The following is a 14,206-nucleotide window of genomic DNA, read 5'->3' as shown; positions in this document are numbered from 1 at the left end:
TAATAATTATAAAATCCATTCGGCTTCCAGAATATGACAATAATCATGAAAACAGGATGTAATGTTTCTACAAAACATAAGCTCAAAATAAACGTTCCTTTTAGGATTCTTTTTTTTCTAGAGCGGTCTTTATTTCATTCAATTTAAGCAAGGCTTCTACTGGTGAAATAGTGTTTATATCGAGCTCTTGCAACATAGCTTTTACCTCTTTAAAGCAAGGATCTGCTTCAAACAAGCTCATCTGGAAGTTAGCCTTAGGCACTTCTTCCAACTTCTGCCTGGTGTCATTTTTATGTTTATCTTTCTCTAAAAAATGCATGATTTCGCTAGCCCTGATCACCACGTTATTAGGCATACCTGCCAGCTGAGCTACATGAATACCAAAGCTATGCTCACTGCCACCTTCTTTGAGCTTACGCATAAAAATAATCTTATCACCTACCTCTTTTACTGAGACGTTGAAATTTTTGATTCTGGGGAAATCCTCCTCCAACTGATTCAGCTCATGATAGTGCGTAGCAAATAAGGTTTTCACACGATAATCAGGATGATTATGCAAAAACTCAACTATGGACCAAGCGATAGAAACACCATCATAAGTACTAGTACCTCGGCCTATTTCATCCATCAAAACCAAACTCCTATCGCTTAAATTATTAAGGATGCTAGCTGTTTCGGTCATCTCTACCATAAACGTAGATTCACCTTTAGAAAGGTTATCTGATGCTCCTACTCGGGTAAACACTTTATCAACTATTCCTATTGAAGCACTTTTAGCGGGCACATAAGCTCCCATTTGAGCCATCAGCGTTATCAGGGCTGTTTGCCTAAGTAAAGCTGATTTACCAGCCATATTCGGCCCGGTTATTATTATGATTTGCTGATTATCATTATCTATGAAAACATCATTAGGAATATAAGTTTCTCCTATTGGTAATTGCTTTTCTATAACCGGATGTCTACCTTCCTTAATATCCAGGGTGGTAGAATCATTCACCTCAGGCTTCACATATTTATTAGCTTGTGCCACCTGCGCAAAAGAAGAAAGGCAATCAATAACAGAAAGTACCCTGGCATTCTGCTGTATCTGCGTTACATAATCAGCGGCATTTAGCACCAGTTCATTAAAAATACGATGCTCTATGACAAAAAGCTTTTCCTCAGCATGCAATATCTTTTCTTCATATACCTTGAGCTCTTCAGTAATATAGCGCTCTGCATTTACCAAGGTTTGCTTTCTGATCCATTCTTCAGGCACTTTATCTTTATGAGCATTGCTCACTTCAAGGTAATAGCCAAACACTTTATTATAAGCGATTTTTAAAGAAGGAATACCCGTTCTTTGACTTTCTCGCTGCTGAATCTGCACGAGATAATCCTTTCCGGAATAAGCAATTTTTCTTAACTCATCTAGCTCTTCATCTACACCATCCTTAATTATACCTCCTACAGAGGCATTAATTGGCACCTCTTCCTTAAGCTCTGCTTCTATTTTCTCTAATAAAAATTCACAAGGATTGATCTGATCAGCCAGCTTTTTGAGTTCATCAAAATCACTGCTTTGAAGGGTAGACTTAATAGGCAATGTATTCTGCATGGCCTTTTTTAGTTGATTCATCTCCCTGGGGTTAATCCGGCCAACGGCCACCTTAGAGATAAGTCGCTCCAGATCACCAATATTTTTTAAGTTCTTCTGAACCTCTTCTTGCAGATCAGGTGTTTGATGAAAGCCCTCAACGATTTTCAACCTTTGGTTTATAGCATTGATTTCCTTCAAAGGCAGCACCATCCATTTTTTCAACTGACGAGAACCCATTGGCGTTATCGTACAATCTAGAATGTCTATCAGCGGAACACCGCCTTCATGCTGTGGAAATATCAGCTCCAGATTTCTAATGGTAAACTTATCCAGCCACACATATTTGTCTTCATCTATTCTGGAAATAGCCGAAATATGCTTTACCTCTTTATGTTCAGTTTCTTCTAAGTAATGTAGAATGGCGCCCGCGGCTATTACGGCATTATCCATACCTTCTATACCATATCCTTTTAATGAAGAAGTTTGAAAATGATTGATCAGTTTTTCATACCCAAAATCCAAACCATAGATCCACTCATCTAAAGAGAAGGTGATATATTCATCTTGAAGCAGTTCTTCTGTTTGCTTTTTAGCGGCTTTACAATAAATTACCTCAGAAGGAGAAAAGCCCTGGAATAACTTCGACACATAATCTACAGAGCCTTGAGCTGCCATAAACTCACCCGTAGAAACATCAAGAAAAGCAACGCCTGCTCCATGTTTATCAAAGTGCACTGAAGCTAAAAAGTTATTAGCCTTTTTCTCCAGAACATTATCATTAAAAGAAAGGCCAGGAGTTACTAACTCTGTCACTCCTCTTTTCACTATTCCTTTTACTGACTTGGGGTCCTCCAGCTGATCACAAATAGCCACCCTGTTACCCGCACGAACCAATTTAGGCAGATAAGTATCTAAAGAGTGATGAGGAAAGCCGGCTAATTCTATATGAGAAGCAGAACCATTGGCTCTTTTAGTAAGCACAATATCAAGTACTTTACTGGCTCTTACAGCATCTTCACCAAATGTTTCATAGAAATCACCTACTCTAAAAAGCAATAATGCGCCAGGGTAGCGGCCTTTTATTGCATTATATTGTTTCATTAACGGAGTCTCTTTCGCTTCTTTTTTCTTAGCCATGGATAGGGTTCAGTTTTCAACACAAAGATTAACTATTTTACGAGTATTAGCAACTTATATTCAATGACACTAATTGACATAAAATTATTATAAACCTCGAAAATACCGCATTTTTGCAGGATGAGAAAATTAGCCAATGAAGAGCTAGACCGAAAAACGGTAGAAGAATTTAAAGAAGCAGATAAGCTGCCCATAGTTATATTGCTTGATGGCATTAGAAGCATGAATAATGTAGGATCTGCCTTCAGAACTTCGGATGCTTTTCTTATTAAAAAAATTTATCTGGGAGGTATCACAGCCACGCCTCCGCATAGAGAAATTACCAAAACCGCACTTGGCGCTACAGAATCGGTAGACTGGGAACATGCAGAAGACACTGCTAAGCTGGTGGATGATTTGAAAGCGGAAGGCTTTGAAATAGTAGCTATAGAACAGGTAGATGAAAGTATTTCTCTAGATGAGTTTAAGCCAGAAAAGAACAAAAAATACTGCTTGGTTTTTGGTAACGAAGTTTTTGGTGTAAGCGAAGAGGTAGTAGCGAAAGCTGATGTTTGCGTAGAAATACCGCAGCATGGCACCAAACATTCTTTAAATATATCAGTAAGTCTTGGAATTACCGTCTGGGATTTCTATAATAAGCTCTCTTAAAAAAACAAGGCCCGAAACTATTTCGGGCCAAACTAAAAACATGGTCGGTAACTACCGTCCACAAATCAAACCAGAGAGAACTTAATTAACAGCCGCCAGCGCATCAATTGTACCCCAGCCGTATTCCGAGTTTCGGTTAGGGTACAGGTCGGCTGTCTCTTTAAGTTTATTTAAAACTTGATCTCGATTCCAATTCGGATGATTAGACCACACCAAAGCAGCAATACCTGCTGCAGTAGCTGTAGCTACAGAACTACCACCTACGGTAGATGGCTGATCTCCGCTCATAGCCAGGGTTAATCCATGTCTATCATTAGAAGCCTTTTCCATTACTATGGTAAAGTCTACCTGCGAGCCTGAATGGCAAACATCACATCTTTCATATTGCCCTTCTTTTATTCCGGTAACAGCCACAGTTTCACTCATAGAAGCAGGAAAAATAACTCCATACCAATTCGTAAAAGAAGTGGAAGTGCCTGCTGCCGCAAATATCAATTTCCCCTTTCCATATGCATATCTTATGGCATCTTCCACTTTTGAATTAGTAAAAACATCTCCTATAGACATACTTATAATCTTTACATCTGACCTATCGCCTAAGAACACTAAAGCATCAGAAACGCCTGTTTTCTCTTTGCCACTATTCACTATCACATCTCCTGTACCGCGAGTAGCTACCAGATTAGCGTTATAGGCTACACCTACTGAAGAACCGGAGTTAGATCTTGGTGCGGCTATGACTCCAGCCATTGCCGTTCCATGCCCGCACTGATCATCCGGCCCATCAGGGTCAGTGTTCCAGGGCCAGAAACTGCTGTTATAAAAGCCATACTTATTAACATATCTGCCGCTCGAATAACCGGAGTTAAACTGACTGTTCAGTTTAGCTTGTCCTGCAGAAATGCCGGTATCAATTAATCCTACTGCTATACCTTGTCCTGTAGCGTAGTTCCAGGCTTGAGGTATATTCATAAAACTATAGTTCCATGATACTTTAGCATTCGGTGAAATCACCGTATAATCATCGAGGGAAAGACCATTTTCAGGATCATTACTACAACCGCTATCACTTTCCTCCCGGTTATTCGCGCCAGCAGACCTGAAGTTAACTTCATAACCCAAAGGCTCTGCATATCTCACATTAGGCATATTCCTAATGCTACTTATAATTTCAAAATCTGATATTTTAATCTCAATAAAAGGCAGCACTTTGTGCTCAAACAGGTTAAGATCAGCACTTCTTATTGATTTGCCTCTCTGCTCACCTTGCGCTTCTATATTCCTTAAAATATCTTGCCTGGCCTTTTGCCATGCTTGTTCGTCCACATTAATGGAAGCCATTCTCCCAGCGATATTCTTCTCCGATGTGGGCCGGTAGCCTATCGTTAAAATGCTATCTCCTTGCATGAGAGCACTAAACAATTCTTCATCAGAAGCTTGAGACCATTTAAACTCATCTGTTTCTTGCAGTGAGGTGATGATCATATTATCTAGTTCTTCTCTTGATAGCAGTCTGGGCTCTTGCTCTTCAATTTCTTCCGGAGTAATATGCTCTGAATCAGTATTACAGCCGAAACTAATGAGAGAAACCACTGCCAATAAGGCATAAAACTTTCTCATAAGTCTAGGTTTAGGTGGATCAGAAATCAATTGCAATCGATTTCTAACTCTAATATGAAAACTTTTATCAGAAAAAGCAACTAATAATCAATGAAAGAATGAGAATTAAATTATTGGTAATGATTGAAATACAGAAATACTAAAAATCCAGCACTTCTTTAAGAGCTGAATAGCCAGAACGGCTTACCGAAATTTTTGATGAATCTTTTAGCACAGCCACATAACTATCTTTGGTGTATGGTTCTAAGCGATCAATCATGCTTACCCTTACGATATAAGAACGGTGTACCCTCACAAACTCTGCTGCTGGCAAAGCTTGCTCCAGGTATTTCATGGTGATTTGTTTTAAATATTTTTTGCCTTCGCTGTGCAAGGCTACATAATCATCTTGCGCCTCTACATAATCTAGCTTTGATGTAGGGATAATTACGATTTTACTTCCTGACCTTACTACTATTCTTTCCAGCTGTTCTGTTTCTTGCCGCTTTTCTTCCAGCAGGGTATCTACTGCCGTAGTAGAAGGTTCCTGGTTTTTCAATTTGGCTTTCGCTTTGTTCAATGCTTCCTCAAACCGCTGTTTTGAATATGGTTTTAACAGATAATCAACCGCACTTTTCTCAAATGCTTTAATAGCGTATTCGTCAAAGGCAGTACTAAAAATAATTACAGGCATTTCATCCAGCAGCTCCAGCATTTCAAAACCTGTGAGCTTGGGCATTTGCACATCCAAAAAAATGAGATCAGGCTTCATTTCCTGTATGGCTTTCACTCCTTCAAAACCATTACTACATTCTCCTACTATTTCCACATCATCCTGACCTTTTAAGTAAGCAGATACCACATCTCTAGCCAGTTTTTCATCATCAATTATAAGGCACTTGATCATTTATAATTAGTTTTTTTGAGGGATGAGTAAAATAACAGTAAATCTCTTTCTTTCTTTCTGAATAGTAACCAAACCCGGAATTCCATAGATAAGCTCAAGCCTGTTTCTAACATTTCGTAAGCCTATTCCTTTTCCTCTAAGAGGTACACTTTCTGAATCATAGTTGTTGGATATAGAAATTTTCAGATTACCATCATCACAAGAACATTTGGTTTGAATGTTAACATCTTCCAGCTGCTCATAAACCCCGTATTTAATAGCATTTTCATATAGCGGCTGAAGTATCATATTAGGCAAAGTCATATGCTCACATTTGCTGTCTACTTCATTTTTTATACAAAGCCTATCTCCAAACCTAATCTTCTCAATATCAAGATATAAATTCATCTGCAAAAGTTCATCCTTCAGGTTATGACTTTCGGGAGCATCTTTACCCAGAGAAGAACGGAGAAAATCAGACAGCTTAATAACCATATCTCTGGCTCTCTCAGGATCAGTAATAGTCAATGAGCTCACAGAGTTAAGACTGTTGAATATAAAATGCGGGTTAATTTGAAATTTCAGCATTTCCAGTTCAGAATGCTTCAAAAGATCTTTCATTTCCAGTTCCCGCTTTTCTCGCTCATTAAGGTCTGTATTATACTTTAATAGATAGTAGACCATAATAATAATGAGTAGGTAAAGTATTCCTATCATCAGCCTCCAGGCCATAGTGCCAGACAAGAGGCTCATGTAGACCTCATCATCGGAAAAAAGTTGACTAATGGTAACAAAGGCAATATAATCTATCAATGAAAGTGAGATCAGCAATGAAACCGCTATACTCACTATGCTAGTAGTAAGCCCCTGCTGTGCCGGAGAAACAAATTGAATAACATACCAATAACTCAAACCCAGAGCGGCCATTAACAAATTGAAAACCGCACTATCAACTACCGCTATAAGCCAACCTATGTCATAATGAAAGTGTAAAATACCAATGTGTGTAAGCGCTACCAGTAGCCATGCTAATAAATAAATGAATATATTCCTGCTAATTAGTGGATGCTTCATTCTTCATTAATTATCTGGTAAGCTTTACATCTCCCCCACCAAACATCACAAACCCTTTAATTATTAATGTCTTTTCAGGATCTGGCACCACTTTTAAAGCTGATACCCTTTTATCGCTAAACCCTCCGAGTACTGCAGAAACCTCTACATGCACGGTCCAGTCAGGTGGCACTATGATGGATGTACCTCCAAACATAGCAAAAAGATCGAGCACGTTTACTCCTGGGTGTAGATTGGCATTTCTAAGATCAATAGTAGATCCACCAAACACGGCATTGATCCTGCCTCCTTTAAAATTCTGAGAATCGATATTAATCTCATGACCACCAAATACGGCGAAGTCATCAATAAAGTCTATTCCCTTTTTTTTTCGTCGTCACCAAAACTTATTCCTCTGCCATCATCTCTAAAGCCCCGGCGAGTGATTAGAGATATACCTATCAGCACTATTACTGCTGGCCAGAATATTTGCCATATATTAAAGTGGTATAACCAGCCAAGATCACGGGCAAGTAGCACACCGCCTAAGGCTATAAATACAGCCCCAACTTCTGGTTTCTTACGCCCCACTATAAGATAAATACCTAGTAATACTAATAAGCTTTTTACTGAAAAGAACACATGAGGAATGAAATATGGAATCAAATCCAGATTATGCAATAACAAGGTTCCTCCTATGATCACCAGAAATACTCCCAGCCATACTCTCCTGTCGCTATTTGAATGTTCGCTCATAACTTTATTGTTTAATTACACTCTATTTTACCCCATTTTTAGCGGGTAAGTTGAGCCAGATCGGTCAACGCCACTCACACACCGGTGAATAACGAACTTTCTCCTGTAAAAGCGGCTAAAATATGATAATAAAACCCATAATAGATATGGTTCTATACCGCTCCGCAATAAATATTTTATATTTTTGCCAAAAACAGAAAAACCTCTTTATTCATGGAATATCGCATAGAAAAAGACACCATGGGCGAAGTAAAAGTACCTGCTGACAAGTACTGGGGAGCCCAAACTGAACGATCAAGAAACAACTTTAAAATAGGAGCTGCAGCTAGCATGCCGCTCGAAGTGGTTTATGGCTTTGCTTATTTAAAAAAAGCGGCCGCGCATACGAATTACGCTTTAGGCGTTTTAGATGAAGAGAAGAAAAATCTAATTTCACAGGTGTGTGATGAAATTCTGGAAGGAAAGCACGATGACCAGTTTCCACTGGTAATATGGCAGACGGGATCGGGTACACAGTCGAACATGAATACGAATGAGGTAATTGCCAATCGTGCCCATGTCATCAATGGTGGCAAACTAGATGATTCTAAAAAAACTATTCACCCGAATGATGATGTAAACAAATCTCAATCATCTAACGACACCTTCCCTACCGGCATGCACATTGCCTGCTACAAAATGATTGTAGAAACAACCATACCTGGGGTAGAAAAACTAAGAGATACTTTAAAACAAAAATCAGACGAGTTTAAAGACGTAGTTAAAATAGGTCGAACACACCTTATGGATGCTACACCACTTACTTTAGGCCAGGAATTTTCTGGTTATGTATCTCAACTGGATCATGGTATCAAAGCATTGAAAAATACTTTGGCTCACCTTTCTGAGTTAGCCTTAGGAGGTACCGCTGTAGGTACAGGCATTAATACTCCTGAAGGATATGCTGACTTGGTAGCTGAAAAAATTGCTGATTTTACCGGCCTTCCATTTGTAAGTGCTGAAAATAAATTTGAAGCCCTCGCTTCTCATGATGCTATTGTAGAATCTCACGGTGCTTTGAAGCAATTAGCGGTTTCATTAAATAAAATAGGTAATGACATCCGCCAGCTAGCTTCTGGTCCTAGAGCGGGAATCGGAGAAATCAACATTCCTGCTAACGAGCCCGGATCATCTATTATGCCTGGTAAGGTAAACCCTACGCAGTGCGAAGCCTTAACTATGGTTTGTGCTCAGGTATTAGGTAATGATGTAGCTATTTCTGTAGGTGGCTTACAAGGTCAGTATGAACTTAACGTGTTCAAACCTGTAATGGCAGCCAACTTCCTTCAATCAGCACGTTTAATTGGAGATGCTTGTGTATCATTTACAGAAAACTGTGCTGTAGGTATAGAACCTAATTACAAAAACATAGAGCAACACCTTAATAACAGCTTAATGCTAGTCACTGCTCTGAATACTCACATCGGATATGAAAAAGCAGCCAAAATAGCTAAGGCCGCTCACACTAACGGAACTACGCTTAAAGAAGAAGCCGTTAAGTCTGGATTTTTAACAGAAGAAGAGTTTATTCAGTGGGTGAAACCCGAAGATATGGTGGGTAGCTTGAAAAAGTAATTTTTATTATCTTAAATATATTAACTATATTTTCGAATATTTTTTAAAATGCAATAAACTAAATTGTCTGAAATAACAATAAATTAGCAGAACTTTCAGACAAGTGGCCCTTATTTTTAACGGCCTAAAAATAAAATTTTAGACATATGAAAAGAATAACTGCATTACTTACGTTGGTTTTGGCTGTAGCTTGGGTCACAAGTTCGTATGCTCAGCTTTCAAAAGACGAAGCAAAGGAGTGGAAGAATAAAGCAAAGGAATACAAAAAGAACCCCGAAGAGCTTAAGCAACTGGTGGAAGAAAAAGAGTCATTGGAAGGAGAAGTGAGCTCATTGAAAAATGAAAACACCGGTTTACAATCAAGAGTAAGCGATCAAAATGCAAAAATAAGCGAGTTGCAGGAAGATATGTCTAAACTTAGAAATGACTTAGCCAGTGCTCGTGCTGAACTTCGTGATGCTCAGGCATCTCCAGCTACCGCCGCACCTTCTTCAGATGGTAAAATGGTAGATGGCGTAGTTTTTAAAGTACAGGTAGGTGCTTTTAGAAATAAAGACCTTTCTAAATACTTTGATAACAACGAAAACTTCAGTGGAGAAAGCGAAGACGGTATGCAAAAAATCACTTTAGGTCAATTTAGAGACTACTGGGAAGCAGACACTTTCAAAAAATACCTTCGTGAGATGGGTGTGAAAGACGCTTGGATCGTACCTTATAAAGATGGTACCAGAGTGGACATTAAAGACGTGCTTGAAGGGGTTATTGCATCAGGAGGACCTTCTGATTCTGAATAATTTTATAGCAAAACATATATGAAAGAAAAGCAGTACAATTGTACTGCTTTTTTTATTGGAGGTCATTAATTTAGAGCCATGGTGGAGAAAAGATGGGCTTTAAAAGAAGCCGCTGATGAAGAAGTAATAGAGAACCTGCATAATACTATAAATGTAAGCAGGCCACTGGCCAATATATTAGCCCAGCGAGGTGTAGACAGCTTTGAAGCGGCTAAGTCTTATTTTAGGCCATCCTTAAAAATGCTGCATGATCCGTTTTTAATGAAAGACATGGATAAGGCAGTGGAGCGCATAGAAAGAGCGCTAGCGAATCAGGAAAAAATACTGGTATATGGCGATTATGATGTTGACGGCACTACCTCAGTAGCTCTTTTCTTCCATTTTCTGAATTCCTTTTATCCACATTGTGATTTTTACATACCTGACCGCTATAAGGAAGGCTATGGCGTTTCCCGGCAAGGAGTGGATTGGGCTTGCGAAAATGATTTCTCATTAATCATAACTTTAGACTGTGGCATCAAGTCAGTAGAACTGGTGAAAGTGGCTGCTGAAAAAAATGTGGATTTCATTATTTGTGATCACCATAGGCCTGGAGATGAGCTTCCTCCTGCCGTCGCCACCCTTGATCCTAAAAGAGATGACTGCTCCTATCCTTACAAAGAGATGCCTGGCTGTGGTATCGGCTTCAAACTTATGCAAGCACTTACTCAGCGTAACCCTAAGTGGTGCAAAAATCCGTTAGATTATCTGGATCTGGTAGTAGTAAGTATTGCTTCTGACATTGTACCCATAACCGGAGAAAACCGAGTATTGGCTCACTTCGGAATAAAAAGGCTCAATGAAGCACCACGCCCTGGCTTAGCAGCTCTTATGCATCTCTCAGGTGTTAAAAAAGAGATAAATATAACAGGTATAGTTTTCGGAATGGCTCCTCGTATCAACGCTGCCGGCAGAATTGATCATGCTAAAATGGCTGTTAACCTATTGCTGGCCTCCACTGAAGATGAAGCCTATCATTATGCTGAAAAGCTTAACATCCGCAATAATAAAAGAAAGGATTTTGACTCCAGCATTACTGATGAAGCTATAAAAATGATAGAGGATAATGACCTTTTGAAAACTTCCAAAACCACTGTTTTATATAAAAACGATTGGCACAAAGGCGTAATTGGCATTGTGGCCTCTCGCTGCATAGAGCATTACCATCGGCCTACAATAATTTTAACCGAATCTAACAATAAAGCGGCCGGCTCTGCCCGTTCTGTACCTGGATTTGATGTTTATAACGCCATCTCTGACTGTAGTGACTTGCTAGAGCAGTTTGGTGGTCATAAGTATGCTGCCGGCCTTACCATGGACATAGAAAATATTCCTGCCTTTCAGAAAAAATTTGAAGAGGTGGTGGCACAGTCTATACCAGAAGAGCTGCTGATACCATTGATTAATATTGATAGTAAAATCAGCTTTAATCAAATCAGTAAAAATTTTCTTAATATTATTGCCCAAATGGAGCCGTTCGGGCCAGAGAACATGCAACCAGTTTTTTTAGCTGAAAATGTAAGTGTGGCAAGCTCTTTGAGAGTATTGAAAAATCAGCATCTTAAATTTATTGCTCAGCAAAAAGGCAGTAATCTTAAATTTGATGCAATAGGATTTAATATGGCCGAGTTTGAACCTTTAATCAAAGGTGGGCAAAGTTTTAATATTGCATTCAATGTTGAAGAAAATAATTACATGGGTTATCAGTCCATTCAATTAAAATTAAAGGATATAAAGTTTGAATAGTTACTTTTGCACTTATGATCTTACGAGCAGACCACTTAATAAAGAAATATAAAAAGCGTACAGTAGTAAACGATGTCTCTGTAAAAGTAGAGCAGGGAGAGATAGTAGGACTATTAGGCCCTAACGGAGCCGGTAAAACTACTACCTTCTACATGATAGTAGGGCTGATAAAGCCTAATGAAGGCGAGATATTTCTTGAAGGAGAAAATATTACTGATCTCCCTATGTATCGCCGGGCTAAACTGGGGATAGGCTATTTGGCTCAGGAAGCTTCTGTATTTAGAAAGCTTACTGTGGAAGAAAATATTATGGCTGTTCTTGAGATGCGAAAAATCCCTAAAGCAGAGCAAAAAGAAAAGTGTGAAGCCCTTCTTGAAGAATTCAGCTTAACTCATGTTAGAAAAAACCTTGGTTTGGTACTCTCTGGAGGAGAACGAAGAAGAACGGAAATAGCACGTGCACTGGCAGTGGACCCTAAATTCGTTTTACTTGATGAACCTTTTGCCGGTGTAGACCCCATAGCCGTAGAAGAGATTCAAACCATAGTAGCCAAGCTCAAGCAAAAAAATATCGGAATTCTAATTACTGACCACAACGTAAACGAAACCTTATCTATTACAGACAGAGCTTATCTGATGTTTGAAGGTAAACTTTTAAAAGCCGGATCTGCCGAAGAACTTGCAGCAGATGAACAAGTTAGAAGAGTTTACCTGGGTCAACATTTCGAATTAAAAAGAAAAGTTTAAGGACTTTATTTCATCGGGAATTTGCTATTTTTAGGCTTAGACATTATGGCCTAACTACTGTAACTCGTGGATATACTCAATTCCATATTAACCTGGGTGATGAAAAAGCGCATACATGATATTGAGCTTTTTTTAAAATACCCGCATGAAGTTCAAAGAGAACTACAAAAAAAGCTCGTTACCGAAGCTAAACATACTGAATTCGGAAAAAAGTACGGTTTTAAAGACATCAGCAATTATGATGACTTCAAAAATACAGTTCCTGTACACTCTTATGAGCAGCTCTTCCCTTACATAGAGCGGCTTATGAAGGGCGAGCAAAATATTTTGTGGCCTTCAGAAGTTACGTGGTTTGCCAAATCTTCAGGCACCACTAATGCCAGAAGCAAATTTATACCCGTGTCTCAAGAGGCGCTGGAAGACTGCCATTTTAAAGGCGGCAAGGATCTTATTTCTATCTATGTAAACAATAATCCTGAAACCAGGATGTTTACCGGAAAAGGCTTAACCATAGGTGGCAGCCATCAGATCAATGAGTTTAGCCCTGATTCCAACTCCTATTATGGAGATGTTTCTGCTGTGATTATGAAAAACCTGCCTATTTGGGCTCAGTTTATTCGTACGCCCAAACTAGAGGTGGCACTTATGGATAAGTGGGAGGAGAAAATAGAAAAGATGGCTCATATCACTTCTGAAGAGAATGTGACTAATTTGGTAGGGGTACCTACGTGGACTATCCTTCTAATACAAAAAGTACTGGCCCTAAAAGGCACTGATAATATACTGGACGTATGGCCTAACCTGGAAGTATTCTTTCATGGAGCGGTATCATTCACTCCATACAGAGAACTTTTCAAAAAGCTCATCCCTTCAGCGGAAATGAATTATTGGGAGACTTACAATGCCTCAGAGGGCTTCTTTGGTATTCAAGATTTGCCTAATAGTGATGACATGCTGCTGATGCTTGATTATGGCATATTCTATGAATTCATACCATATGATCAGCATGGTGAAGAGCATCCAGAAACTTTAACTTTAGATCAGGTAGAGCTTGGTAAAAACTATGCTCTTCTAATCACTACCAATGCCGGACTTTGGCGCTATAAAATTGGTGACACCATTAAGTTTACTAGTCTATCACCGTATAGAATCAAAATTTCAGGAAGAACTAAGCACTTTATTAATGCCTTTGGTGAAGAGTTAATTATTGAAAATGCTGAAAAAGCCATTACCGTTGCCTGCGAACACACCGGAGCGATCATAGATAATTATACTGCCGCTCCTGTTTACTTTGATGAGGGCAGCAAAGGCGGACATGAATGGGTCATTGAATTTAAACAAAGCCCTTCCAGCTTAGCGTCCTTTACTCAGTTATTAGATGAGAATTTAAGAAAAATAAACTCAGACTATGACGCTAAGAGATACAAAGACATGGCGCTGGTTATGCCTGTAGTGCATGACGTACCAGAAGGCACCTTCTACAACTGGATGAAAAAACGGGGAAAATTAGGGGGGCAGAACAAAGTGCCCAGATTATCAAATAACCGAGAGCATATTGATAGCCTGCTAGAGATGATCAGTAGCCCACAAGTTTAAGAGTGGATTAAAA

12 protein-coding genes are annotated in these 14,206 nt (G+C 39.1%); 6 read left to right on the top strand and 6 right to left on the bottom strand.

Annotation, left to right across the window (positions count from 1 at the left end; translation table 11 throughout):
• Positions 1-100: 100 nt before the first annotated feature.
• A complete protein-coding gene (gene mutS / locus LVD15_RS08530; protein WP_233779876.1) occupies positions 101-2,716 on the bottom strand; it encodes a DNA mismatch repair protein MutS in 2,616 nt (871 codons plus the stop codon).
• Positions 2,717-2,836: 120 nt separating this feature from the next.
• Here mutS and LVD15_RS08525 point away from each other — a divergent pair, with 120 nt between their 5' ends.
• Positions 2,837-3,364 (top strand): RNA methyltransferase, encoded by a 528-nt coding sequence (locus LVD15_RS08525; RefSeq protein WP_233779875.1) that lies wholly within the window; start codon positions 2,837-2,839, stop codon positions 3,362-3,364.
• 81 nt (positions 3,365-3,445) lie between these two features.
• Here the strand turns inward: LVD15_RS08525 and LVD15_RS08520 are convergent, their stop codons facing one another.
• The 5 genes from LVD15_RS08520 to LVD15_RS08500 all read right to left on the bottom strand — a co-directional run bounded on the left by LVD15_RS08520 (position 3,446) and on the right by LVD15_RS08500 (position 7,658).
• The gene (locus LVD15_RS08520) at positions 3,446-4,984 is read right to left on the bottom strand and encodes a S8 family serine peptidase (RefSeq protein ID WP_233779874.1); all 1,539 of its coding nucleotides are present in this window, start codon (positions 4,982-4,984) and stop codon (positions 3,446-3,448) included.
• A 139-nt stretch (positions 4,985-5,123) separates the two neighbouring features.
• Positions 5,124-5,870 (bottom strand): LytR/AlgR family response regulator transcription factor, encoded by a 747-nt coding sequence (locus tag LVD15_RS08515; protein WP_233779873.1) that lies wholly within the window; start codon positions 5,868-5,870, stop codon positions 5,124-5,126.
• A gap of 6 nt (positions 5,871-5,876) precedes the next feature.
• On the bottom strand, positions 5,877-6,923 hold the full coding sequence (locus LVD15_RS08510; RefSeq protein ID WP_233779872.1) for a sensor histidine kinase: 1,047 nt from the start codon (positions 6,921-6,923) through the stop codon (positions 5,877-5,879).
• A gap of 10 nt (positions 6,924-6,933) precedes the next feature.
• Positions 6,934-7,272 carry a LiaF domain-containing protein gene (locus tag LVD15_RS08505; protein WP_370687417.1) on the bottom strand — a complete coding sequence of 113 codons (339 nt, stop codon included), beginning with the start codon at positions 7,270-7,272 and terminating at the stop codon, positions 6,934-6,936.
• A 5-nt stretch (positions 7,273-7,277) separates the two neighbouring features.
• Positions 7,278-7,658 carry a LiaF transmembrane domain-containing protein gene (locus LVD15_RS08500; RefSeq protein ID WP_233779870.1) on the bottom strand — a complete coding sequence of 127 codons (381 nt, stop codon included), beginning with the start codon at positions 7,656-7,658 and terminating at the stop codon, positions 7,278-7,280.
• 213 nt (positions 7,659-7,871) lie between these two features.
• On the opposite strand from LVD15_RS08500, the gene fumC reads away from it, so the two are divergent.
• The 5 genes from fumC to LVD15_RS08475 all read left to right on the top strand — a co-directional run bounded on the left by fumC (position 7,872) and on the right by LVD15_RS08475 (position 14,193).
• Positions 7,872-9,272, top strand: a complete 1,401-nt coding sequence (gene fumC / locus LVD15_RS08495; protein ID WP_233779869.1) for a class II fumarate hydratase — start codon at positions 7,872-7,874, stop codon at positions 9,270-9,272.
• A 146-nt stretch (positions 9,273-9,418) separates the two neighbouring features.
• The gene (locus tag LVD15_RS08490; RefSeq protein WP_233779868.1) at positions 9,419-10,066 is read left to right on the top strand and encodes an Ezrin/radixin/moesin family protein; all 648 of its coding nucleotides are present in this window, start codon (positions 9,419-9,421) and stop codon (positions 10,064-10,066) included.
• A gap of 78 nt (positions 10,067-10,144) precedes the next feature.
• A complete protein-coding gene (gene recJ / locus LVD15_RS08485; RefSeq protein ID WP_233779867.1) occupies positions 10,145-11,851 on the top strand; it encodes a single-stranded-DNA-specific exonuclease RecJ in 1,707 nt (568 codons plus the stop codon).
• A 14-nt stretch (positions 11,852-11,865) separates the two neighbouring features.
• Complete coding sequence (gene lptB / locus LVD15_RS08480) at positions 11,866-12,597, top strand: LPS export ABC transporter ATP-binding protein (RefSeq protein WP_233779866.1); 732 nt, start codon at positions 11,866-11,868, stop codon at positions 12,595-12,597.
• A 66-nt stretch (positions 12,598-12,663) separates the two neighbouring features.
• Positions 12,664-14,193, top strand: a complete 1,530-nt coding sequence (locus LVD15_RS08475; RefSeq protein WP_502798018.1) for a GH3 auxin-responsive promoter family protein — start codon at positions 12,664-12,666, stop codon at positions 14,191-14,193.
• Positions 14,194-14,206: the final 13 nt, after the last annotated feature.

Origin of the sequence: Fulvivirga maritima (assembly GCF_021389955.1) — a bacterium.
Taxonomy (GTDB): Bacteria; Bacteroidota; Bacteroidia; order Cytophagales; family Cyclobacteriaceae; genus Fulvivirga; species Fulvivirga maritima.
Note: the sequence above shows the minus strand (reverse complement) of the source record. Positions and strands in the feature narration are given on the sequence as shown.

Bases quoted from the DNA above. Each gene is read 5' to 3' on its own strand.
- LVD15_RS08500 (WP_233779870.1), bottom strand. From the start codon at position 7,658: ATGAGCGAACATTCAAATAGCGACAGGAGAGTATGGCTGGGAGTATTT.
- LVD15_RS08515 (WP_233779873.1), bottom strand. From the start codon at position 5,870: ATGATCAAGTGCCTTATAATTGATGATGAAAAACTGGCTAGAGATGTG.
- LVD15_RS08490 (WP_233779868.1), top strand. From the start codon at position 9,419: ATGAAAAGAATAACTGCATTACTTACGTTGGTTTTGGCTGTAGCTTGG.
- fumC (WP_233779869.1), top strand. From the start codon at position 7,872: ATGGAATATCGCATAGAAAAAGACACCATGGGCGAAGTAAAAGTACCT.
- LVD15_RS08510 (WP_233779872.1), bottom strand. From the start codon at position 6,923: ATGAAGCATCCACTAATTAGCAGGAATATATTCATTTATTTATTAGCA.
- LVD15_RS08520 (WP_233779874.1), bottom strand. From the start codon at position 4,984: ATGAGAAAGTTTTATGCCTTATTGGCAGTGGTTTCTCTCATTAGTTTC.
- mutS (WP_233779876.1), bottom strand. From the start codon at position 2,716: ATGGCTAAGAAAAAAGAAGCGAAAGAGACTCCGTTAATGAAACAATAT.
- lptB (WP_233779866.1), top strand. From the start codon at position 11,866: ATGATCTTACGAGCAGACCACTTAATAAAGAAATATAAAAAGCGTACA.
- LVD15_RS08525 (WP_233779875.1), top strand. From the start codon at position 2,837: ATGAGAAAATTAGCCAATGAAGAGCTAGACCGAAAAACGGTAGAAGAA.
- recJ (WP_233779867.1), top strand. From the start codon at position 10,145: ATGGTGGAGAAAAGATGGGCTTTAAAAGAAGCCGCTGATGAAGAAGTA.